Source organism: Tatumella ptyseos (assembly GCF_030552895.1).
Taxonomy (GTDB): domain Bacteria; phylum Pseudomonadota; class Gammaproteobacteria; order Enterobacterales; family Enterobacteriaceae; genus Rosenbergiella; species Rosenbergiella ptyseos_A.
Window position 1 is genome coordinate 2,390,348 of the sequence record NZ_CP130649.1, and the last position, 23,030, is coordinate 2,413,377.

Annotated in this window: 21 protein-coding genes; 5 read left to right on the plus strand and 16 right to left on the minus strand. The window is 44.9% G+C overall.

Annotation, left to right across the window (positions count from 1 at the left end; genetic code table 11):
• Positions 1 to 3 precede the first annotated feature (3 nt).
• The 13 genes from lpxA to rpsB all read right to left on the minus strand — a co-directional run bounded on the left by lpxA (position 4) and on the right by rpsB (position 13,267).
• Positions 4 to 792 carry an acyl-ACP--UDP-N-acetylglucosamine O-acyltransferase gene (gene lpxA, locus QJR74_RS11435; RefSeq protein WP_304371975.1) on the minus strand — a complete coding sequence of 263 codons (789 nt, stop codon included), beginning with the start codon at positions 790 to 792 and terminating at the stop codon, positions 4 to 6.
• Between the two features lie 2 nt (positions 793 to 794).
• Positions 795 to 1,250, minus strand: a complete 456-nt coding sequence (gene fabZ / locus QJR74_RS11440) for a 3-hydroxyacyl-ACP dehydratase FabZ (protein WP_214212055.1) — start codon at positions 1,248 to 1,250, stop codon at positions 795 to 797.
• Between the two features lie 138 nt (positions 1,251 to 1,388).
• On the minus strand, positions 1,389 to 2,420 hold the full coding sequence (gene lpxD, locus QJR74_RS11445) for a UDP-3-O-(3-hydroxymyristoyl)glucosamine N-acyltransferase (protein ID WP_304371976.1): 1,032 nt from the start codon (positions 2,418 to 2,420) through the stop codon (positions 1,389 to 1,391).
• Positions 2,421 to 2,423: 3 nt separating this feature from the next.
• Entirely contained in the window at positions 2,424 to 2,918 is a 495-nt protein-coding gene (skp, locus tag QJR74_RS11450; RefSeq protein WP_214219036.1) for a molecular chaperone Skp, read from the minus strand.
• Positions 2,919 to 3,017: 99 nt separating this feature from the next.
• A complete protein-coding gene (bamA, locus tag QJR74_RS11455; protein WP_304371977.1) occupies positions 3,018 to 5,432 on the minus strand; it encodes an outer membrane protein assembly factor BamA in 2,415 nt (804 codons plus the stop codon).
• 46 nt (positions 5,433 to 5,478) lie between these two features.
• The gene (gene rseP, locus QJR74_RS11460; protein ID WP_304371978.1) at positions 5,479 to 6,828 is read right to left on the minus strand and encodes a sigma E protease regulator RseP; all 1,350 of its coding nucleotides are present in this window, start codon (positions 6,826 to 6,828) and stop codon (positions 5,479 to 5,481) included.
• Between the two features lie 11 nt (positions 6,829 to 6,839).
• Positions 6,840 to 7,697: a phosphatidate cytidylyltransferase gene (gene cdsA, locus QJR74_RS11465; RefSeq protein WP_304371979.1), complete on the minus strand. Its 858-nt coding sequence runs from the start codon at positions 7,695 to 7,697 to the stop codon at positions 6,840 to 6,842.
• A 15-nt stretch (positions 7,698 to 7,712) separates the two neighbouring features.
• Positions 7,713 to 8,465, minus strand: a complete 753-nt coding sequence (gene ispU / locus QJR74_RS11470) for a (2E,6E)-farnesyl-diphosphate-specific ditrans,polycis-undecaprenyl-diphosphate synthase (RefSeq protein WP_304371980.1) — start codon at positions 8,463 to 8,465, stop codon at positions 7,713 to 7,715.
• Between the two features lie 162 nt (positions 8,466 to 8,627).
• The gene (ispC, locus tag QJR74_RS11475; protein ID WP_304371981.1) at positions 8,628 to 9,821 is read right to left on the minus strand and encodes a 1-deoxy-D-xylulose-5-phosphate reductoisomerase; all 1,194 of its coding nucleotides are present in this window, start codon (positions 9,819 to 9,821) and stop codon (positions 8,628 to 8,630) included.
• Between the two features lie 118 nt (positions 9,822 to 9,939).
• Entirely contained in the window at positions 9,940 to 10,497 is a 558-nt protein-coding gene (frr, locus tag QJR74_RS11480; RefSeq protein ID WP_062811997.1) for a ribosome recycling factor, read from the minus strand.
• Between the two features lie 130 nt (positions 10,498 to 10,627).
• A complete protein-coding gene (pyrH, locus tag QJR74_RS11485) occupies positions 10,628 to 11,353 on the minus strand; it encodes a UMP kinase (RefSeq protein ID WP_092672316.1) in 726 nt (241 codons plus the stop codon).
• A gap of 151 nt (positions 11,354 to 11,504) precedes the next feature.
• A complete protein-coding gene (tsf, locus tag QJR74_RS11490) occupies positions 11,505 to 12,356 on the minus strand; it encodes a translation elongation factor Ts (RefSeq protein ID WP_214216564.1) in 852 nt (283 codons plus the stop codon).
• Positions 12,357 to 12,541: 185 nt separating this feature from the next.
• A complete protein-coding gene (gene rpsB, locus QJR74_RS11495; protein WP_062811995.1) occupies positions 12,542 to 13,267 on the minus strand; it encodes a 30S ribosomal protein S2 in 726 nt (241 codons plus the stop codon).
• A 369-nt stretch (positions 13,268 to 13,636) separates the two neighbouring features.
• On the opposite strand from rpsB, the gene map reads away from it, so the two are divergent.
• The 4 genes from map (at position 13,637) to QJR74_RS11515 (ending at position 18,525) form a co-directional block, all read left to right on the plus strand.
• Positions 13,637 to 14,425, plus strand: a complete 789-nt coding sequence (map, locus tag QJR74_RS11500; RefSeq protein ID WP_304371982.1) for a type I methionyl aminopeptidase — start codon at positions 13,637 to 13,639, stop codon at positions 14,423 to 14,425.
• Positions 14,426 to 14,493: 68 nt separating this feature from the next.
• On the plus strand, positions 14,494 to 17,145 hold the full coding sequence (gene glnD / locus QJR74_RS11505; protein ID WP_304371983.1) for a bifunctional uridylyltransferase/uridylyl-removing protein GlnD: 2,652 nt from the start codon (positions 14,494 to 14,496) through the stop codon (positions 17,143 to 17,145).
• Between the two features lie 104 nt (positions 17,146 to 17,249).
• Positions 17,250 to 18,077 carry a 2,3,4,5-tetrahydropyridine-2,6-dicarboxylate N-succinyltransferase gene (gene dapD / locus QJR74_RS11510; RefSeq protein ID WP_304374032.1) on the plus strand — a complete coding sequence of 276 codons (828 nt, stop codon included), beginning with the start codon at positions 17,250 to 17,252 and terminating at the stop codon, positions 18,075 to 18,077.
• 70 nt (positions 18,078 to 18,147) lie between these two features.
• Positions 18,148 to 18,525: a DUF3461 family protein gene (locus QJR74_RS11515; protein WP_304371984.1), complete on the plus strand. Its 378-nt coding sequence runs from the start codon at positions 18,148 to 18,150 to the stop codon at positions 18,523 to 18,525.
• 106 nt (positions 18,526 to 18,631) lie between these two features.
• Here QJR74_RS11515 and cspE read toward each other — a convergent pair whose 3' ends face one another.
• The 3 genes from cspE to dgt all read right to left on the minus strand — a co-directional run bounded on the left by cspE (position 18,632) and on the right by dgt (position 22,158).
• Positions 18,632 to 18,844 carry a transcription antiterminator/RNA stability regulator CspE gene (gene cspE / locus QJR74_RS11520; protein WP_304371985.1) on the minus strand — a complete coding sequence of 71 codons (213 nt, stop codon included), beginning with the start codon at positions 18,842 to 18,844 and terminating at the stop codon, positions 18,632 to 18,634.
• 288 nt (positions 18,845 to 19,132) lie between these two features.
• A complete protein-coding gene (gene degP / locus QJR74_RS11525) occupies positions 19,133 to 20,554 on the minus strand; it encodes a serine endoprotease DegP (protein ID WP_304371986.1) in 1,422 nt (473 codons plus the stop codon).
• 131 nt (positions 20,555 to 20,685) lie between these two features.
• Positions 20,686 to 22,158: a dGTPase gene (gene dgt / locus QJR74_RS11530; protein ID WP_304371987.1), complete on the minus strand. Its 1,473-nt coding sequence runs from the start codon at positions 22,156 to 22,158 to the stop codon at positions 20,686 to 20,688.
• A gap of 95 nt (positions 22,159 to 22,253) precedes the next feature.
• On the opposite strand from dgt, the gene mtnN reads away from it, so the two are divergent.
• On the plus strand, positions 22,254 to 22,946 hold the full coding sequence (gene mtnN, locus QJR74_RS11535; protein WP_304371988.1) for a 5'-methylthioadenosine/S-adenosylhomocysteine nucleosidase: 693 nt from the start codon (positions 22,254 to 22,256) through the stop codon (positions 22,944 to 22,946).
• The last annotated feature ends 84 nt before the right edge of the window (positions 22,947 to 23,030 follow it).

Genomic DNA, 23,030 nt, shown 5'->3' on the forward strand with positions numbered 1-23,030 from the left:
CTTTTATCGTATTAGACCGCGAGTCGAGCGTGCGAAGAAATCATAGAAGGGTTGGACTTCGCTATGCTCTTGAGCCAGAGCAGCGATTTCTGGCTTAACCTCTTCAAGAGGACGACCACTGCGATACAGTAGTTTGTAAGCATTACGAATTGCATGTAATGCTTCCTTACTGAAGCCGCGGCGTTTGAGCCCTTCGATGTTCACACCATAAGGTGAAGCATGGTTACCTTGTGCAATCACATAAGGTGGAACATCTTGTACCACTCCCGAACAGCCACCAACCATCACGTGAGCACCAATGGTGCACCACTGATGTACTGCGGTCATTCCGCCAATAATTGCGTGATCATCTACTGTCACATGTCCAGCGAGTGTTGCATTATTAGCGAAGATACAGTGGTTACCAATCAGCCCATCATGTCCAATATGAGTATTCCCCATTAGGAGATTGTGATTACCAAGTCGAGTAACCCCACCTCCCTGCACACTGCCACGGTGAATAGAACAACCTTCACGGATACTATTATGATCACCAATGACCACCTTAGTATCCTCTCCCGCATATTTTAGGTCTTGGTTGACTTCACCAATAGACGTAAATTGAAAGATGAGGTTATCTTGCCCTATCTGCGTGAAACCATTTACCACCACATGAGACTTTAGTACCGTTCTGGCACCAATTTCTACGTTCGGTCCAATGATAGAAAAAGGACCAATAGTCACTTCAGGGCCAATTTTAGCACCTTCTTCGACAATGGCTGTGGGATGAATGCGAGCTGACTGATCAATCACTTTTACGCCTCCCGGCTACGGGCACACATCATGGTCGCTTCACAGACGACTTTACCGTCAACGGTTGCAACCCCTTTGAAGCGAGTAAGTCCACGGCGAGTCTTCTCAAAGGTGACTTCCATCACCATCTGGTCGCCTGGAACAACTGGCTTTTTAAAGCGCGCGCTATCAATACCAGCAAAATAGTACAGTTCACCAGGTTCTAGCCCACCAACGCTTTTGAACGCAAGAATTCCGGTGGCTTGAGCCATCGCTTCAAGAATCAACACACCCGGAAAAATTGGTTTACCCGGGAAGTGACCTTGGAAGAACGGTTCATTTACACTGACATTTTTAACCGCACGCAAATAAGTATGTGGTTCAAAATCTAAAACGCGATCAACGAGTAAAAATGGATAGCGGTGTGGAAGTAAATCAAAGATCTCTTCAATCGCCAGAGTACGTGTTTCAGTAGTCAAGATACTCTTCCTGCTCTAAAATGTTAGCAAAAACACGACGCGGTACAAAAATTAACCGGTCGCAAAGGGTAAATAGGCCGCGCACATTTCATTGTTTATATAATTATGCAACGATGACGTGAGGATGGCCTTAGGCTCTTAGTTGTCGCTTTTCGAAGTAGCTTGACGTTCGAGCGTTTTCAAACGTTTACTAATCTCATTTATATTCATGACTAGTGCAGCAGTCTTACGCCACTGCTTATTGGATTGTAACGGAATTCCAGAAGAATAGATGCCTGGCTCAGTAATTGGCCGCATTACCATTCCCATTCCAGTTACTGTCACTTTATCACAAATTTCCATATGACCGTTGATGACACTGGCACCGCCAATCATGCAGTAGCGTCCAATTTTCAAGCTACCCGCCATGATGACTCCACCTGCCACGGCAGTATTGTCGCCAATAATGACATTATGTGCAATCTGACATTGGTTATCGATGATCACACCGTTACCGATTTGCGTATTATCTAACGCGCCGCGGTCGATCGTCGTGCAAGCACCAATCTCAACCCGGTCACCTATCACAACAGTACCAAGCTGAGGGATTTTTATCCAATTGCCTCGGTCATTTGCATAGCCGAAACCATCCGCACCAATTACCGTTCCTGACTGGATTAAGCAATCGCTACCGATAATAATTTCATGATAAATCGTTACATTCGCCCAAAGCCGCGTATTTGCACCAATTGTCGTCTTTTTTCCAACAAAACAGCCAGGGCCAATCACTACATTGTCCCCTAATATTACACCGGACTCTATGACAGCATTAGCACCTATAGAGACGTTATTACCGAGCGACACATCGTTGGCGATGACTGCTGAGGGGGCAATATTTTCTGCAGGCTGAGGAGTGGTATCTAAAATTTGCGCTAATCTTGCATAAGTGAGATAGGGATTTTTCACCACTAATGCTGCGCTACGACAGAATTCTAAATCAGCTTCCGTCAGCACCACAGCTGCAGCGTTACACTGAGAGAGTTGCTCGCGGTAGCGACTATTTGCAAGAAATGTGATCTGTTCGGCACCTGCTGATTGCATCGACGCAATGCCGGAGATGGCGATATCGCCATCTCCATGCACCGTTGCATCTAATTGGCGGGCTAATTCAGCCAGACTAATAGATGCCATCGGTTATTTTACCTGTTTCAATACATCAGCAGTGATGTCTTTTGAATTTGCTGCATAAGCAACTGAGTTAGTATCTAGCACTACGTCATAACCTTCATCGTCAGCAACTTTCTTAACTGCAGTTTGGATGCTAGATAGGATCTTATTACGCTCTTCCATTTGACGACGACGATTGTCTTGTTCGAAAGCTTGCGCTTTATTCTCAAAGCTTTGACGCTTAGCCATGATATCTTTTTCTAAGCTAGAACGCTCACTTGCTTTCATGGTTGAACCATTACGTTGCAGGTTCTGCATTTGAGCTTGGATAGCACGCTCTTGTGCTTGAAGATCAGTCGCACGACCTTTGAACTCATTTTCCAATTGCTTCGCAACGGTTGCACGTTGGGGTAACTGTTGGAAAATATTGGAGACGTTCACTACTGCAATTTTATCAGCAGCTTGTGCAGCTGATGCAGCTAATGCCAATCCAAGACCCGCGGCACATAACAACTTTTTCACTATATACTCCTTTCCATTACCTTGAGTGCGTAAAACACCATTTTATGCAAAATGACAGGGAGAATTCCCTGCCATCGCAATTGATTTACCGATAATATATTACCACGTTTTACCGATATTAAACTGGAACTGTTCCGATTTGTCGCCTTCGTATTTCTTAATCGGTAGTGCATAAGAGAACACTAGTGGCCCAAGCGGAGACATCCATTGCAGAGCGACACCCGACGAAACGCGAATATTGCCTGGCTTGCTGTAGTCAGGAATGCCCAGCGCACGCATTTGTGCGGTATCATCCCAGTTCGTATCCCAAACTGTTCCTGCATCAACAAATACAGAGGTTCTTAACGAGTTAGAGTATTTCTCGCTCACAAATGGCGTTGGCGTGATTAATTCTAAGCTCGCTACTGCCATCGCGTTACCGCCGACCGCATCATTCGACTTACAAATTGCGCTAGTTGAATTCTCACAATTTGAAGACGACCCGTAGTTGTAGTAGGCAGCTTTAGGACCGATTGTATTCGATTGGAAACCACGAACAGTACTTGAACCCCCTGCATAGAAGTTCTCGTAGAACGGCATCTCTTTACCACCCAGTCCGTCGCCATAGCCTAAGCGACCACGGCCGAGTAAGACCCAAGTACGATCCTTATCAAGCGGGACATATTGTTGGCTATCTAAGGTGACTTTGTAGAACTTATTGTCCGAACCAGGGATAGTGACCTTACCGTTCAAGTTAGTCTGGTTACCCGACGTTGGGAAGAACCCGCGGTCTAGGGTGTTGTAGGTCCAGCCCAAGTTGAGGGTGAAATCGTCCGTAGAGTAGTCACTATCATCATTGGTCGTTGGGAAGTTTTTGCCCACAGACTTGAAGTAACGCCACATTGCAACTTGTGGTTGCATATCAGACAGATCGTTATGCACATAACCCAAGCCAACACGTAAAGAGTTGTCTTCATTAATCGGGAAGCCGAGGGTGCCATCTAAACCATAACTTCTATTGGTATAGTCGGACAGGTCCGCATCATCCGCTTTGAAGTCGTTATAGAATAAGCGCCCCCCTAAACTTACACCGTCAACGGTAAAGTATGGGTCGGTCATGGAGAGTTCAGCGTAGGTTTGGTAGTCATTTTTCGTACCACTAATGCCTACGGTATTACCTGTTCCCATCCAGTTATCTTGTGTCACACCAACTTGGAAGCTGACGCCACTTTCCGTACCGTAACCGACACCAATATTGAAGGTACCCGTATTACGCTCTTTAACTTTATAAACAACATCAACTTGGTCAGCGGTACCTGGGACACGTTGAGTATCAACATCAACGGTTTCAAAGTAACCTGTACGGTTTAAACGTTCTTTACCTTGGTCGACAAGTCCACTTCCTAACCAAGACCCTTCCATTTGACGCATCTCGCGGCGTAAGACGGAATCTTTAGAAGTGGTATTGCCTTCAAAGCGGATTTTACGGACGTAGAAACGATTACCGGAATCAACACTGATGTGTAGTTTCACCGTCTTATCTGCATCGTTAATCTCAGGTTGAGTCATCACACGAGGATAAGCGTAACCATAGTTTCCTAGCAGTTTTTTGATGTTATCTTCAATCTGCGTAACTTTAGCACCGTTATAAAGCTCGCCTGGCTCAATCTTAGCCAGCTTTTCGATTTCCGCTGAATGACCCGCCATGTTTCCATTAACATCAACGCCAGCAATTTTATATTGGCTGCCTTCGTTAATGTTAACAGTAATATAAATACCCTTCTTGTCAGGGGTTAAACTGACTTGGGTCGAGTCGATATTAAAGCGTGCATAACCACGGTCTAAGTAGAAACTACGTAGAGTTTCTAAGTCACCAGCAAGTTTTTGTTTCTGATATTTCTGATCAGCAACGAGGTTCCACCACGGCACATCATCACGTAATTGAAAACGCGAGATAAGCTCGTCAGAACTGAAGGCCTTGTTTCCGACAATGTTGATCTGCTGAATCTTAGCAGACACACCTTCAGAGAAGACGAATTTCAGATCAACACGATTACGCGGTAGTGGCGTAACGATAGCTTTAACACTAGCGGTATACTTACCGACACTATAGTAGAAATCCTCGAGTCCCTTCTCAATCGAAGAGATAGTCGTACGGTCAAGCGCTTCGCCAACGCGTACTCCAGAAGCTTCTAGATTTTGTTTAAGTTGATCCTCTTTGACAGCCTTATTACCTGAGAAGGTAATACTGGCGATGGTTGGGCGTTCTTTAACTTGAACAATCAGGTTATTACCATCACGTAAAACCTGAACGTCTTCAAAGTTACCCGTTGCAAAGAGGGAACGAATACTGTTTTTAATGTCATCGTCGTTGACTGTATCACCAACACGTACCGGCATACTGAGCAGGGCCGCGCCGACAGCGACTCGCTGCAGGCCTTCGAAATGAATGTCTCTCACCACGAAATCGTCTGCACCGTACACGGTGGCGCTGCTGAACAGCAGCGACGCTATGAGCAATTTTTTCATCGCCATCGTTTTTTTGCGTGTTCCTAACTAATCCTCACAAGTAGATTAACGTCTACAAGCGAGAGAAATCATTGAAAAGTGCCAGGCCCATTAACAGTATTAGTAGTACTGAACCAATACGATAACTGAACGCCTGAACTCGCTCTGACACTGCTCCACCTTTGATTTTCTCAATCAACAGAAAGAGTAAGTGCCCTCCATCTAACACAGGTAAGGGAACTAAGTTGATAATCCCTAAATTCACACTAATTAATGCTAAAAACATTAAATAGTAAATCATGCCATATCCCGCTGAGGCCCCTGCACCTTGTGCAATCGAAATTGGACCACTAAGGCTATTCAGCTTGATATCGCCTAACACTAACTTACCAAGCATTGTTACAGTAAGCTTTATCAGTTGCCAGGATTTAGTCGTGGCCTCTGCCAAGGCAGAAAATGGACCGTAACGGTGCTCCGTTTTATAAGCATCCGGAAGCGGTTCAACACGAGGTATTACCCCTGCAAAGCCCTCTTTACTTGAACCCGGCTTAGCCTCTGGCGTTAAGTTCAACGCCACTAAGCTTCCCCCACGTTCGACTTCCACTTTTAACAACCTTTGTGGATTATCTTTAATCAGCTTGGCAAAAAAGGCCCAATCGTTCACCTGCTGACCGTTGACTTTAGCGATCCTGTCGCCGGCTTGCAAACCTGCTTTGTCGGCTGGAGAACTTTTTTGCACTTGGGCAAGCACTTGTTCAATTTTTGGTTGAACCGGAATCAAGCCTAAGGCGGTCAATGGATCCTGCTTTTCAGGGTCAAATTTCCATTCTCGCAAATCGAGATGTTTTTCGACCTGCCCCTGTTGACCACGCAGAGTCACCATTAGTTCAGCTGAAGTATCACCAATTTTTGATATCAGAGCTAAACGGGCAGCATCCCAATCAGGCGTTTCGATACCGTCGATCGATTTTAGTTCCTCACCAGCAGACAAATGCGATTGCTCAGCGATCGAACCATTCATCACCTGTCCAATGATGGGTTTAACTGCTGGCACGCCATGCATAAAGACTAACCAATAAGCCACGATTGCAAATAGAAAATTTGCTACCGGTCCCGCGGCAATAATGGCACTGCGTTGACCCACGGTCTTAAAATCGAAAGCTTCATGACGGCGATCTTCTGGTACCGCTTCAACACGACTATCCAACATCTTAACGTAACCGCCGAGAGGAATAATCGCGATAACAAACTCTGTCCCCCGCTTGTCCTTACGTCGCCAAATGGCGGGACCAAAACCTATTGAAAAGCGCTCAACCCAAACTCCACAACGTCGCGCTACCCAAAAATGCCCAAATTCATGAACAGTGATAAGAATCGCTATAGCGACAATAAACGCTGCAAGACTCCAGAAAAAACTTCCCAAAGGTTAACTCCTCATTTCACCTGAAATATGAGTAATAACACACAAGTAAACACGGGAACCGCAGCAGTTAGACTATCGATTCTATCGAGAATGCCGCCATGTCCAGGGATCAGGTTGCCACTGTCTTTGATCCCCGACGCACGTTTAAACATACTCTCGGTCAGGTCACCCAATACAGAAGCTAACGTGGCAATGACTGCACTACAAATTAGGCTTGTCGGCGCAACATTGAGGGGCGCAAAATACGCAAATATCCACGCAATCACTGCTGAGGTCGCTAATCCACCTAAACAGCCTTCAAGGGTCTTGCCTGGTGATACTTTCGGTGCAAGTTTATGCCGGCCAAATAGCTTTCCAAAAAGGTAGGCTCCCGAATCAGCGCCCCACACTAACAGAAGCACAAATAATAGCCACCACGCACCTGCGTAGCGGTCAAAATCATAATGATATTGGCGTAAGACTAGCATGCCCCAAAAAAAAGGGACTAGTGTTAATGCACCGAAAATTAAGGGTAAAAGTCTTGAGCGTTCCCATAATATCTTCGATTTTGGGTAGGCAAGTACCATCAGTAATGCGACGCACCACCAGCTAAGAGAGATCCACAATGAGAGAGCGACATAAGGTTGATGTATATCCCGTTGATAAGGTGGGAGCATAAATACCATACCGGCGAGTAACAATCCGAACACCAACGCTAAAAGAATTCGTTGTAAGGGTGTCTTAAGCCCTGCGAACTGTCCCCATTCCCATGCAGCGAGCATAGTAATGGCCAATACGACAAGAACAAAGCCGTCGGCGGGGAGGAAAAAGAGTGCCGCAATAACTAGTGGTATAAGAATTATTGCAGTTAAGAGTCGAGACTTTAACAAAAAAACCCCCGGATATTAAGATTCATTGGACACAACACCGCCAAATCGGCGTTCCCGCTGGGAGAAGGCATCCAACGCACCTTGAAATTCTTGTTCATCAAAATCGGGCCAAAGCACCGGGCTAAAATAGAACTCGGCATACGCCACTTGCCATATCAAGAAATTACTTATTCGATACTCACCACCTGTTCTTATCACCAAATCCACGGCAGGTAAGTCCGAGAGGCAAAGCTGCGAGTTCAAGCTATCTTCCGTAATATCTTCTGGTTGTAATTCTCCCTTCTTCACTTGTTCAGCGAGCTGTTTGACGCCATGGACTACGTCCCAACGTCCACCGTAATTTGCGGCGATATTTAAGGTTAAGCCGCTATTATCTGCCGTAAGGGTTTCCGCTTTAGCAATGCGATCTTGAATTTTTTTGTTGAAACCAGACGTATCACCAATCACGCGTAAGCGAACATTATTTTTATGTAAGGATTTTACTTCGCTCTCTAAAGCCCAGATAAAAAGCTCCATTAGCGCGGTGACTTCTTGAGCCGGGCGGCTCCAATTCTCACTACTAAAAGCATAAAGAGTAAGCGCTTTAAGGTGATGTTTAGCTGCAAAACGTACCGTTTTTCTTACAGCTTTAGCGCCAGCTTTATGGCCTGACATCCTGAGTTTACCGCGATTTTTCGCCCAACGCCCGTTCCCATCCATAATAATAGCAACGTGTTGTGGTAAAACTTGAGGTAGCCATTCTGCTTCATTTCGGCCTTTTGACAACATATCGGGCTTTACTCTCTATTAAAAACGCTTCGATTTATTCGCAACTTTTTTCCGGTAGCCTATTCCATTTTATTAAGAGTACGCGTGAAATCAGAAAAAGACGGCGAGCGACTATACCATTTTACTTATAGAGCGACAAATCTGTTGCCCTACAGCAAAGGCCTAGAAGTGTCTTTCTATTTGTTGACGCGCTAAGGCGCGACTCTCTTCATCTATTTGTAAAACATCTTCGATGCTCTTCGGCTCGCTAAAGCTAATTTGACCTAAAAGACCTGAATTTAGTGCCGCAATATCAGTAAATAAAATCCGCCCCTCCAAAAACGCGGCGACCGTAATTTCATTGACTGCATTCAACGCAGTAGTAAAGGACTGACCTTTATCACACGCCTCAATAGCCAGAGCTAGACAAGGGTAGCGTTGGTAATCCGGTTGATTGAAAGTCAAAGATTGTAGCTGCGTAAAATCTAAGGACTTACCACCGGTACGGACGCGGTTTGGCCAAGCCATCGTATGGGCTATCGGCGTTTTCATATCCGGTGTCCCTAACTGAGCAATAACGCTGCCATCACGATAACGTACCATTGAGTGAATCACTGATTGCGGATGAATAATAACTTCCATTTGTGTGCGATGGGCATTAAACAACCACCTCGCTTCAATGTACTCCAGCCCTTTATTCATCATGGTTGCTGAATCTACAGAGATCTTTCTACCCATAGACCAATTTGGATGCGCACAGGCTTGATCCGGTGTCTTATGACATAATTCTTCTACTGGTGTTTGCCTAAAAGGCCCACCGGACCCAGTTAGGACAATTGAGTCCACACCATTTTCGTCTAAGTCACCATACCCAAGTTGCTGCTGTAAAGTCTCAGGCAAACTCTGAAAAATAGCATTATGCTCACTATCTACCGGTAATAAGCGGGCATTATAATCACCGACGGCATCCATGAATAATTTGCCACAGGTCACTAAGGACTCTTTATTCGCCAAAAGAACGCGTTTACTTGCTTTAATCGCAGAAAGTGTGGGCAAGAGCCCAGATGCACCGACGATTGATGACATCACCTGATCAATTTCGGGCAAAGCCGCCAATTCTGATGCTGCCTGTATACCTGATGAAACGTCGATCGTTAATTTTAATGCTGCAAGACGTTCCCGCAGTTCACTCGCTGATTTATCATCTGCCATCGCGACGTAATCTGGTCGAAATTCTGCACATTGCTCAGCCATTAAAGCAGAATTTTTTCCACCGACTAAGGCACTTACTTTATATAGCTCAGGGTTTTCTCTCACTACATCCAGAGTATTAGTGCCTATCGAGCCGGTAGAACCCAGTATCGTTAATCGTTGCATTGACTTTCCATTCTCTTAGTGAAATGAGAAAACATCATTACCAAATAACCTAAACAAAACGCCGTAAGAAAACTCAATCAATGAGCCTTCGTTACGGCGTTATAAAGCAAAATGACGCTTAGAAATCGAGAAGTTCTTTCTCTTTATCCGCAAGTGCAGCATCAACTTTTTTGATACTTACGTCGGTAAGTTTTTGAACATCATCTTGAGAACGACGATCATCATCTTCGCTGATTTCTTTATCTTTTAGTAATGCCTTCACTTTATCATTGGCGTCACGGCGTACGTTTCGTACTGAGACACGGCCTTGTTCAGCTTCAGCACGAACAATTTTGATTAAGTCTTTACGACGCTCTTCTGTCAGCGCAGGAAGTGGTACACGAATATCAGCGCCTGCAGAACTTGGATTTAAACCTAGATCCGAAGCCATAATCGCTTTTTCGACAGCCGGCCCCATAGAGCGATCAAAAACGTTGATCTTCAACGTTCGTGAATCTTCAACGGTAACGCTAGCCAATTGACGCAGTGGCGTAGGAGTACCGTAGTATTCGACGACAATACCATCAAGCAGTGACGGGGACGCACGTCCGGTACGAATTTTGCTGATTGCTGTTTTAAACGCTTCGACACACTTGTCCATACGGACTTCAGCATCTTTTTTGATATCGTTAATCACTTTAAAACCCTTGGATTGTTGATGCACTCCGATCACTGTCGGAGTTATTCACTTTACCTGTCACTCTGGCCGACAGCCCCGAACGAACTTATCTCTACCAGAATATACCTTATTTTCTAAGACACAGGAATTATTGCGAGATTAATGTGCCTTCGTTTTCGCCCATCACAACTCGACGTAACGCACCTGGCTTGTTCATGTTGAAAACACGAATCGGTAAATTATGATCACGTGCAAGCGTAAAAGCAGCAAGGTCCATCACTTTCAATTCACGCTCTAAAACGTCTTGATAACTAATTTTATCGTGAAGGACTGCATCAGGGAATTGAACGGGATCAGCAGAAAAGACACCGTCAACTTTCGTTGCTTTTAAGACGACGTCTGCTTCAATTTCGATGCCGCGCAGACAAGCTGCCGAGTCGGTAGTAAAGAATGGGTTTCCAGTACCTGCTGAGAAAATAACCACTTTATTTTGGCGCAGCAAGCTTATCGCTTCTGCCCAACTGTAGTTATCACAAACACCGTTCAAAGGAATGGCTGACATCAAGCGTGCATTAACGTAGGCACGATGAAGCGCATCACGCATTGCTAAACCATTCATTACTGTAGCAAGCATTCCCATATGGTCACCGACAACACGGTTCATTCCCGCTTTCGCTAAACCGGCCCCACGGAATAAATTGCCGCCACCAATAACGACACCGACCTGGATACCAAGTTCGACTAACTCTTTAACTTCCTGAGCCATGCGGTCTAAGATACTCGCATCAATTCCAAACCCTTCAGTCCCCTGAAGCGCTTCGCCACTCAGTTTTAGAAGAATACGTTGATATACAGGTTTTGCGTTCGTCGCCATAATTATTTATTCCCGGAAATTGGCTGAATAATAGGAGTGGTTTTCGGGTTAATCATCCCATATTTTTCGTGGAAAAAAACAGAATGAGAAAAAATCAGATAGTGTTACCTTTGACAAAAAAGAACCGCCTAACTGGCGGTTCTTTTAAGCATTAAGACTGCTTAGACATTGCTGCAACTTCAGCAGCGAAGTCAGTCTCAACCTTCTCAATACCTTCACCCACTTCAAAGCGGATAAAGCCTGTTACGTCAGCGCCTTTCTCTTTCAGCAGTTGACCAACAGTTTTGCTTGGGTCCATAACGAAGCTTTGTCCAGTCAGTGAAACTTCACCGGTGAACTTCTCCATACGGCCTTTAACCATTTTTTCTGCGATTTCTTTAGGCTTGCCAGATTGCATCGCGATGTCGAGTTGTACTTGGTACTCTTTCTCAACAACTTCAGCAGACACATCTTCAGGCTTAACGAATTCTGGCTTGCTTGCAGCGATGTGCATAGCGATTTGCTTAACCAGTTCTTCATCAGCACCGGTTGCTGCAACCACAACACCGATACGAGCACCGTGCAGGTAGCTACCTAAAACGTCGCCTTCTAATACTGCAACGCGACGAATGTTGATGTTTTCGCCAATTTTAGCGACCAGTGCAACACGTTCTTCTTCGAATTGCGCTTTTAACACTTCAACATCAGTCACTTTATCAGCGGCTGCTGCATCTAATACTTTGTCAGCGAACGCTTGGAATCCAGCATCTTTAGCAACGAAGTCAGTTTGGCAGTTAACTTCTAAGATTACAGCGTAGTCGCCAGCAATCTTAGTTTTAATCACGCCGTCTGCTGCAACGTTACCCGCTTTTTTAGCCGCTTTGATCGCACCAGATTTACGCATGTTTTCGATTGCAAGCTCGATGTCGCCACTCGCTTCAGTCAGCGCTTTTTTACAATCCATCATGCCTGCGCCAGTACGCTCACGCAGTTCTTTTACCAGAGCAGCGGTAATTTCAGCCATTCTATTTTCCTCGGTTAACTGTGACCTGTTTACTTCCATTATTGGACCTAAACAGCATCATTTTCGTAGGAGTGAATATGCATCAAACGTCTAGGAAGACGTCCAATACATTGAATATACGAAGGGGCCATTGCTGGCCCCTGACAGATTACATCTGATGCCAGTACTCTTTCGAGTAAAGATTATCAGGCGTTTTCTAAAGATGCAGCTTCTGCTTGTGCAGCCAGATCTTGTGAACGCGCTTCACGAACGGTAGTCGCTACTGCGGTCAGGTACAGGGTGACTGCACGGATCGCATCGTCGTTACCAGGGATGATGTAATCAACACCATCTGGATCAGAGTTGGTATCAACGATAGCAAATACTGGGATACCTAAGTTGTTTGCTTCTTTGATTGCGATGTGTTCGTGATCAGCATCGATAACGAATAATGCATCAGGCAGGCCGCCCATATCTTTAATACCGCCTAAGCTGTTTTCCAGTTTAGCCAGTTCACGACCACGCATTAACGCTTCTTTCTTAGTTAACTTCTCGAAAGTACCGTCTTGTGATTGTGCTTCAAGATCTTTTAGGCGTTTGATTGACTGACGAACAGTTTTCCAGTTAGTCAGCATACCACCTAACCAGCGATGGTTAACGAAGTACTGGTCACAGCTTAGTGCTGCTTCTTTAACAGCTTCGCTTGCTGCGCGCTTAGTACCAACCATTAAGATTTTCCCTTTACGAGAAGAAATCTTGTGCAACTCAGCCAGAGCGTCGTTGAACATTGGTACAGTTTGCTCAAGGTTGATGATATGAACTTTGTTACGTGCACCGAAAATGAAAGGTTTCATTTTTGGATTCCAGTAACGAGTTTGGTGACCGAAGTGAACACCAGCCTTCAGCATGTCGCGCATTGAAACAGTTGCCATTATAACCTCTAAAATTTTAATTGGGGTTGAGCCTCCATGTACCCCATACCACCGACCTTTGCAGGCACCCCGGAGTATGTGTCGGTACATGTGTGTTTTGGTTTGACCTTCACAGTAACTGCGAAAATCACCTTTCACATAATGAGTGTAAGCGATGCCCTATCTTTCAAGATGAGAGATAAAGAATCATCGGCGCGCTTTATACCATAAAATAGACCTTGGTGCTATATTTTGTTCACTTTTTACAGGCTTGAAGAGAGCATCGCTGCGGGGATATTGGCAGCACGGGTGCAGCCTGTGTTAATCTATGTCGCAATTATTAGGTAATCGCCAGCGCAGCGTCCTCTGGCTACTAGGGAAATGAAATTTATGGCTATCTCAATTAAAACACCTGAAGAAATCGAAAAAATGCGCGTAGCAGGCCGTCTCGCCGCTGAAGTGCTGGAAATGATTGGTGCATACGTTAAACCCGGTATTTCCACTGGTGAACTGGACCGAATCTGCGCGACGTATATTACCGAACAACAGCAAGCTGTCTCAGCATGCTTGGGTTACCACGGTTTCCCAAAATCGGTTTGTATCTCAATCAATGAGGTCGTTTGCCATGGTATTCCTAGCGATGAGCGCTTGTTGAAAGAAGGCGATATCGTCAATATCGACGTTACCGTCATCAAAGATGAATACCACGGTGATACTTCAATGATGTTTATCGTGGGTAAACCCACTATTTTAGGTGAGCGCCTCTGCAAGATCACTCAAGAGAGTTTATATCTGGCCTTACGCTTAGTGAAACCGGGTATTCGCTTACGTACTCTGGGTAAAGAAATCCAGAAGTTTGTTGAAGCTCAGAACTTTTCCGTGGTGCGCGAATATTGTGGTCACGGGATTGGTAAAGGTTTCCATGAAGAACCACAAGTATTGCATTACGATGCCGATGATCAAGGTGTCGTGCTACAAGCAGGGATGACTTTCACTATCGAACCGATGGTTAATGCTGGTGACTATCGTATTCGCAGCATGAAAGACGGTTGGACCGTAAAAACTAAAGATCGAAGCTTGTCTGCACAATACGAGCATACTATTGTGGTCACAGATACTGGCTGTGAGATTCTAACGCTTCGTAAAGATGAAACCATACCTGCGGTATTAGTCAACTAAGTAAGATCTTACTGAATTAATCATAAAGCCGGCAAAGAGTCGGCTTTTTTTATGATGAGAATAAGTGAATGAGCGTGCCTGTTCCTCAAGCTTTGACTGCATTAATCCAGGTTCCGGAAAGTTGGCATGATGACCAATTACAACGTGAGAGTATAAAAACCGCTCTTGACTGCTTTCAGCAACTCTCAGCTGAAGCTTTTGATCAAGGTGTGGCCGTTGACGAGCTTATCGTTGCACGAAGTGATTTTATCGATCATCTTTTACAACGGCTCTGGAAATTTTATCAATTAAGCGGCGCAACAGAACTCGCCTTAGTGGCTGTCGGAGGCTACGGTCGTCAAGAATTACTTCCGCTTTCAGATATCGATTTATTAATCATTAGCCGTCAGCCCCTTACCGCTTATCAAGCACAGCAGGTAAGCGAACTTATCACCCTACTTTGGGATGTAAAACTAGAAGTCGGGCAAAGCGTTCGTACTCTGGATGAGTGCTTAACCGAGGGGCTGGCAGATTTAACCATTGCGACCAATTTAATCGAATCAAGAATGTTAATCGGCGATGTATCGCTATTTCTTGAACTGCAAAAAAATATTTTTAGCGAAGAATTCTGGCCCTCAGTGCACTTTTTTTCAGCAAAAATTAAAGAGCAAACCGACCGCCACCTTCGTTATCACGGCACGAGTTATAATCTAGAGCCCGATATCAAAAGTAGCCCGGGAGGTTTACGCGATATTCACATGTTGCAATGGGTTGCCCACCGTCACTTCGGTGCAACCTCCCTAGATAATATGGTGCAATTCGGATTTTTGACTGCTGAAGAACGGGACGAACTCAAAAAGTGCCAGTCTTTTCTGTGGCGATTACGTTTTGCTTTGCATCAAACGTTAACGCGTTACGACAACAGACTGTTATTCGACCGGCAGCTCTCTGTTGCAACACGTCTTAATTATCTCGGCGAAGGCAATACCCCCGTCGAAAAGATGATGAAAGATTATTATCGTGTGACGCGCCGTATTCGCGAACTCAACACGATGTTATTACAACTCTTTGATGAAGCGATACTTACCCTACCGACCACAGAACGTCCCTGCCCTATCGATGACCTATTTCGATTAAGGGGAGATCTGATTGAACTACGGGATAGTCAAAGCTTTACCCACTCCCCCGAAACGATCTTAAAAATGTTCCTGGTGATGGTTCGCCATCCAGAGATTACGGGCATCTATTCAGCAACTCTGCGTCAACTGCGCCTAGCCCTGCAGCAAATGAAAGCACCGCTGTGCGATATTGCCGCCGCCAGACCTTTATTTCTCGAAATTTTAGCAAGCAGCGGCGCAGTGAGCCGAGCATTAATGCCGATGCACCACCATGGCGTTCTAGCCGCTTATTTACCGCAATGGGAGTCGATAGTCGGTCAGATGCAATTCGATCTGTTCCATGCTTACACCGTCGACGAACACACCATGCGGGTGCTACAAAAGCTCGAAAGCTTTGGCAGAGAAGATGTCCGACCTCAACACCCGCTATGCGTAGAAATTTGGCAACGTTCACCTAATCACCTAATTTTAATTATTGCCGCTATTTTTCACGATATTGCAAAAGGCCGCGGAGGCGATCACAGTTTGCTTGGTGCAGAAGATGTTTACGCTTTTGCCAAGCTACATCAACTCAACTCTCGCGACAGTGAACTGATTGCTTGGCTGGTCGAACATCATCTTTTGATGTCAGTGACTGCGCAACGTCGAGATATTCAAGATCCAGAAGTCATTCGCCAGTTCGCTGAAGTAATGGTGAATGAGCGCCAACTAAAGTTCTTAACCTGCCTCACTGTAGCTGATATTTGTGCGACCAATGAGAGCTTGTGGAACAGTTGGAAACAGAGCTTATTACGTGAGCTCTTCTTTGCTACCGAGAAACAGCTGCGTCGTGGTAAAGATAAGCGCCCGGATCTGCGCTCGCGTGTCAGACATAATCGACAGCAAGCTTTAGCACTATTGCGCATGAACGACGTTGATGAAAATCGCCTATTCCATTTATGGAATCGCTGTCGAGCTGATTATTTCTTACGCCACACTCCAACACAGTTAGCTTGGCATGCGCGGCACTTGCTCAAACATACGCTATCTGAGCCCTTAGTGTTAATCAGCCCCCAATCAGCCCGAGGCGGGACAGAAATATTTATTTGGAGTCCAGACCGCGCCTATTTATTCGCCACCGTTGCTGGAGAATTAGATCGCCGCAATTTAAGCGTTCACGATGCCCAAATTTTTACTAACCGTGATGGCATGGCGATGGATACGTTTATTGTCCTTGAACCGGAGGGCACTCCGTTAGCGCCAGACCGTCATGCCTCAATTATCCAAGGTCTGACACAATCCTTACAGCAAGAGAAATGGGTGATACCGAAAACGAGAAGGTCCTCGTCACGATTACGTCACTTTACCGTTGAAACGCGAGTTCACTATTTGCCGGGACATACCGACCGTCGAACATATTTGGAGCTTGTTGCCTTAGATCAACCCGGATTACTCGCACAGATTGGTGCGATCTTTGCTGAGCTTGATATCTCCCTTCATGGAGCGCGTATTAGTACAATTGGTGAGCGCGTTGAAGATTTATTTATTCTTGCAGACAATGAACGCCGTGGATTGAGTAAAAAAATGCGCGAGCAATTGCGTCAAAGGTTGACAGAGACCCTCAATCCAACCGATAAAATGTAGTTCAAGGAAGATCGTAATGGGTAAAACATTAAGCTTTACCCTCACACAGGTAGTTAAGTTTTATTTACTGCTTACTTAGACAATGAGAATTTTGGGAAATTATGATGCAACAGTTAGAAAAAATTATTGAAGCTGCCTTTGAACGCCGTGCAGAAATCACGCCTAACAACGTTGATAGCGAAACGCGCGATGCTGTGAATCAAATTATTCAGTTGATCGATAAGGGTGAAGTACGTGTCGCTGAGAAAATTGACGGCGAGTGGGTAACACATCAATGGCTGAAAAAGGCAGTTCTTCTTTCATTTCGCATCAATGATAACCAAGTGATGGACGGCGCTGAAACCCGCTATTTCGATAAAGTTCCGTTAAAATTTGCAGATTACGATGACGCTCGTTTCCGTAAAGAAGGCTTACGTGTCGTTCCACCTGCTGCCGTGCGTCAAGGGGCGTATATAGCTCGCAACACAGTGTTAATGCCTTCTTATGTCAATATCGGTGCTTATGTCGATGAAGGGACAATGGTTGATACTTGGGTAACTGTGGGTTCTTGTGCACAAATCGGTAAGAATGTTCACCTTTCAGGTGGCGTTGGTATTGGCGGAGTATTAGAGCCGCTGCAAGCAAATCCAACTATTATCGAAGATAACTGCTTTATCGGTGCACGTTCTGAAATCGTTGAAGGTGTTATCGTCGAAGAAGGTTCTGTTATTTCCATGGGCGTTTATATTAGCCAAAGCACACGTATTTATGATCGTGAAACCGGTGAAGTCTTCTTCGGCCGTGTTCCAGCAGGCTCAGTAGTCGTTTCAGGAAGTATGCCAGCAAAAGATGGTAGTCACAGTCTTTACTGTGCCGTTATCGTGAAAAAAGTCGATGCTAAAACACGCGCCAAAGTCGGTGTGAACGAATTACTTCGTAGCATTGATGATTAATTGATCCACTCGCTTCTTGTCTACGATGTGATTGGTTTTGGACAAAGGTGAACTCAAGAGGTTAACAACTATGTTTGATAATTTAAAAAGCTTAGGGATCACCCATCCTGAAGAAATTGATCGCTATAATCTTCGTCAAGAAGCGCATCACGATATTTTAAAAATCTACTTTAGAAAGGATAAAGGTGAATTTTTCGCGAAAAGCGTTAAGTTTAAATATCCTCGTCAAGGTGAGTCGGCTGATCATTTATCTGTAAATGACACTCAAAAAATTAATCCAAATCTCTCTTATGTGATTGAGGAACTGGATCAGTTATGCCAACAAAATCCGTTAGAAGTCGATTTGAAGAATAAAATTCTTGAAGATCTCCGTCACTTAGAGGCGGTAGTCTCAAACAAGATCGCTGAGATCGAAGCTGATCTTGACCGGCTTACTCGCTTTAAATAATCGTAGATAAAAAAATCCCGCTCAATGCGGGATTTTTTTATGTGATAATTAACTGCTCTGGTCTACACCTTCATCGCTATCGTAACTATCACAACATCTCAACTATTTAGAGAGCAACAACGTTTGCAGCAGAAGGTCCTTTCGCGCCATTCTCGATGGAGAATTCGACTTTTTGGCCTTCGTCTAACGTTTTAAAATCGTTGCTTTGGATTGCAGAGAAATGAACAAACACGTCTTTGCTTCCGTCTACAGGAGAGATAAAACCAAAACCTTTACCTGCGTCAAACCACTTTACTAAACCAGTCATCTTAATAGACATCGTTAAATCCTTACTTATCGATCCGCTCAGTATGGCGAATCTGATCTGCTATACAGTAAATAGCTTATGGTCACTTTAAAAGGAGGCTCATGAGAAAGGATATCGATGGATAACGCTTGAAATGAAGACTGCTTTACTAAATTTGCTTGCATAAGGTCTGTACTACAAACCGATTCCTCTATGATAGACATACTTTTTTTATTTGCACAACTATTCTATCAACTTTTTCATATGCAACCAAAACATAGCCCACCGTGGGTAAGTGGGCTATGGCTTTACAACCCGTTTTTATTGAGCGAGCAGATATAACGCGTCGTTACCACGCTTGATATTTAACGCCAATACCGCAGGTTTTGTATCAAGCACCTTACGTAGCTCACCAAGGTTAGCAATAGCTTGCTGATTGACGCCTAAGATTACATCACCTTTACGTAAACCAATGCGTGCGGCAGTCGAACCGACTTTAACAGCGTCGACATGAACGCCTTTTTGTCCACTGCTGACCGAATTACTCAATTCTGCCCCTTCAATTCCGGCATAAATCGTTGCTGATGAGACATTATCTTGGCGGCTCTGTTGTAGCTCAAGGGTCACGTTGATCGGTTTACCCTCGCGAATGATACCGAGCGATAATTTGGTTCCGACAGGTAGTGAACCGACTTCCGCACGTAAGGCTGCGAAGCTATTCAACGGCTTACCGTTCATCGAGACAATCACATCACCTGGTTTCAACCCTGCTTTTTCAGCGGAGGAGTTAGGTAACACTTGGCTGATAAATCCGCCACGTTGAGCATTCACATGAATGGCTTTTGCCAATTCAGAATTTAGCTCTGTCCCCATGATCCCCAATTCACCACGCTTAACCTGGCCATACTCAATCATCTGAGCCGTCAGGTTTTTTACCATATTGCTTGGGATAGCAAAGCCAATACCAATATTACCGCCGTCGGGTGCGAGGATTGCCGTATTGATACCAATCAGCTCACCATTAAGGTTAACCAATGCTCCACCTGAGTTTCCTCTGTTTATAGCCGCATCGGTTTGAATAAAGTTCTCATAATTGTCGACATTTAAACCACTACGACCGAGTGCCGAAACGATCCCGGAGGTGACAGTTTCACCCAATCCATAGGGGTTACCAATCGCGACGGTATAATCGCCAACTTGTAAATTATCGGAGTCTGCCAACTTAATAGTAGTCAAATTGGTCGCATCTTTAAGTTGTATTAAGGCAATATCGGAACGAGGATCTTTACCTATCACTTTGGCATCAAAGCGACGTCCATCGCTCAATTGAACGGTAATTTTCGAAGCGTTATCGACCACATGGTTGTTGGTAACCACATAGCCTTTTTGCGCATTAATGACCACCCCTGAACCTAAAGCACGAAACTTCTCTTGCTGGCCACCCTGCCTTTGATTCGGCGTTTGGCAAAGCGGTGAATTCATGAAAGGTGAACCTTGCTGGCAAAAAGGAGTCATGTCGCCGAAAAACTGCTGAAATTGCTGGTTAGCTTGATTTTTTACGGTAGTCGAGCCTTCAACACTGATGCTCACCACGGAAGGCATAATTTTTTGAAGCATCGGCGCGAGACTAGGCAGTTGTTGGCTATCGGCCGATGCAGTTTGTGCCGCACTGACACTGACTGATCCCAACGCTAAACTCAAACTGAGTGCAACCATACTGAGTGATAAAATATTTTTTTTCATAGTCGGATTCTCTTATTTTTACTTTCCTGCATCATTGCTGTGATGATTCTCATAAGAATGAATGTATACCAATTAGTTCCTTCTTAACTCCCTGTAAAAACGTAAAAATATATTTGAACGCTTGACACTTTCTAGACGAAATCGACGGCCATCAAACGGCGATATTCTTCCCAAGCATAAAGATCTGTCATGCCACTGACATAATCTTGAATCAGACGATATCGGTAATAGCGCTCCCACAGCATCAAGGTTGAATGGGGAAGGTGTTGGCACTGCTGTAAATGGTGGCAATACGCTTTGCAATGTTTATCCGATAAGCGGTGAAAAAGTCGGGTTTCAATCGGATAGCCGGGCAATTCATCTTCAGTTATCAACCGATGAAAGTTATCATAAGAGAGCATCATCATCGGCTGATAGATATCCAACAGCCCTCTAATCACCCGGTACCCTTGTAACTCCAATTGTTCCACTTCCGAATGCCGAAAAACGTATTTACGCGCCACTTTCTTAAATACTGCCAATAATCGTCCAGCATCGCCCTCGTCTTCCAATAGGGCATGATTGAAGCTTCCTGTGAAGATAGCAGGTAAATGTTCGATAAAACGCTGAACGGCATGTTTGACTAGCTCGCGCTGTACATGCACACGAAGGGACATAAAAAATTGGTCACCTTTACTTCGCCGTTTCTTCGTTTTCGCCTCTGACCAGGCCTCCTCTACTGTGCGAGAAAATAAGTCATTAGGCTGTATAGCACCCCATTCTGTGGCTAAATACCCATAAAGTGCATCGACATTGAAAATAGCTTTCTCCACGGCATCATCCAAATCGGCGATACAATAAGAAATATCGTCAGCGGCTTCCATAATGTAAGTCAAAGGAAAGCGATGAAACTCAGCGAGTTGGGTTTCTTGCCTAAGCTTATGAATATAAGGTTCTTCCGACAGGTAAAAACCCGGCTTTTTCATCAATGTTGAATAAGCCTCAGGCTTTTCACCTTGCCACCAAGCCGGGGCAGTGTACTTCATAATACAGGCCACTTGGGCATAGCTAAGATTAAGCTGTAAAATAGTGTGTACTAAGCGAATACCTTGTGCATTACCCTCAAAATGGCTGAGATCGGTACGGATTTTGGCAATTAACGAGCTAAGATGGGGTTCCTCGTTATCAAAACCCGGAATCCCCACCGCTAAATGTTCTTGAAACCAATCTTTCAGAGCCGCTTCACCGAAGTGTCCAAAAGGCGGGTTACCCACATCGTGCAATAAGCAAGCCATTTCAACTAAACTTTCAAAACTACGGGCGAAATTCTCGAGGCCAAGCTGCTCGAGTCCAGATTGCCGCTGTAATTTTGATAAAATTTCACGAGCGATATAGCGCCCTGCCTGCTGAACTTCAAGTGAGTGCGTCAACCTCGAGCGAACAGAGGCGTTACGTTCTAAGGGAAAAACTTGGGTTTTTTGTTGTAAACGACGTAGTGCCGCTGAGTGGATAATCCGTCCGCGATCGCTTTCAAATACTCGGCTGATCTGTTCTTCTGTCTCTGGAGTACGGCCGTTATTAAAAGGTCTTTTAACGCTAATCTTATCTTTAAAATTAATCCTCACCCTCTTCTCCCCTTAGACAACATTAATTCCTTCTAACACCGTGATAGACTATGCTATCTCACATAATTGAATCCACCGTTTTAGTAGGGTATACCATGAAAATAGGCATTATCGGGGCGATGGAGCAAGAAGTTACACTGCTCCGCGAAAAAATCGAACAGCGTCAAACGATTAGTCTGGCCGGATGTGAGATCTATACGGGAACACTCCATGGCGTCGACATTGCGTTATTGAAATCAGGGATTGGTAAAACCTCCGCCGCATTAGGGACGACATTGTTACTTCAACTCTGCAAACCTGATGTGATCATCAATACTGGCTCAGCAGGCGGCTTAGAGAGTAGCCTTAAAATTGGTGATATCGTGGTATCTAGTGAAGTACGCTATCACGATGCAGACGTCACCGCTTTCGGTTACGAGCCAGGTCAAATGGCTGGCTGTCCCGCGGCTTTTACAGCAGATGAAAATCTTATCTCGACAGTTAAGTCGTGCGCGGCTGACTTAGCGCTACATACTGTCACAGGACTTGTCGTCAGTGGTGATGCGTTCGTTAATGGGGCTGAAACCTTGTCGCGTATTCGCACGACTTTCCCGCAAGCCATCGCGGTTGAAATGGAAGCAACGGCGATAGGCCATGTCTGCCACCAATTTACGACACCTTTCGTGGTTGTCCGCTCTATTTCCGATGTGGCCGATCAAGCCTCTCATTTAAGTTTTGATGAATTTCTCACGATTGCGGCACAACAGTCATCGTTATTGGTTGAATCCATCGTTAAGAAACTCGGTTGATACCAATAAAAATCCCGCTCACTGCGGGATTTTTTCTACTAAAAAACTTTACGCTAATTCACAAATTAGCCGTAGAAACTCACA

Bases quoted from the DNA above. Each gene is read 5' to 3' on its own strand.
- map (WP_304371982.1), top strand. From the start codon at position 13,637: ATGGCTATCTCAATTAAAACACCTGAAGAAATCGAAAAAATGCGCGTA.
- lpxD (WP_304371976.1), bottom strand. From the start codon at position 2,420: ATGGCATCTATTAGTCTGGCTGAATTAGCCCGCCAATTAGATGCAACG.
- pyrH (WP_092672316.1), bottom strand. From the start codon at position 11,353: ATGGCGACGAACGCAAAACCTGTATATCAACGTATTCTTCTAAAACTG.
- tsf (WP_214216564.1), bottom strand. From the start codon at position 12,356: ATGGCTGAAATTACCGCTGCTCTGGTAAAAGAACTGCGTGAGCGTACT.
- dapD (WP_304374032.1), top strand. From the start codon at position 17,250: ATGCAACAGTTAGAAAAAATTATTGAAGCTGCCTTTGAACGCCGTGCA.
- glnD (WP_304371983.1), top strand. From the start codon at position 14,494: ATGAGCGTGCCTGTTCCTCAAGCTTTGACTGCATTAATCCAGGTTCCG.
- bamA (WP_304371977.1), bottom strand. From the start codon at position 5,432: ATGGCGATGAAAAAATTGCTCATAGCGTCGCTGCTGTTCAGCAGCGCC.
- QJR74_RS11515 (WP_304371984.1), top strand. From the start codon at position 18,148: ATGTTTGATAATTTAAAAAGCTTAGGGATCACCCATCCTGAAGAAATT.
- ispC (WP_304371981.1), bottom strand. From the start codon at position 9,821: ATGCAACGATTAACGATACTGGGTTCTACCGGCTCGATAGGCACTAAT.
- mtnN (WP_304371988.1), top strand. From the start codon at position 22,254: ATGAAAATAGGCATTATCGGGGCGATGGAGCAAGAAGTTACACTGCTC.
- cspE (WP_304371985.1), bottom strand. From the start codon at position 18,844: ATGTCTATTAAGATGACTGGTTTAGTAAAGTGGTTTGACGCAGGTAAA.
- ispU (WP_304371980.1), bottom strand. From the start codon at position 8,465: ATGTTGTCAAAAGGCCGAAATGAAGCAGAATGGCTACCTCAAGTTTTA.
- rpsB (WP_062811995.1), bottom strand. From the start codon at position 13,267: ATGGCAACTGTTTCAATGCGCGACATGCTGAAGGCTGGTGTTCACTTC.
- degP (WP_304371986.1), bottom strand. From the start codon at position 20,554: ATGAAAAAAAATATTTTATCACTCAGTATGGTTGCACTCAGTTTGAGT.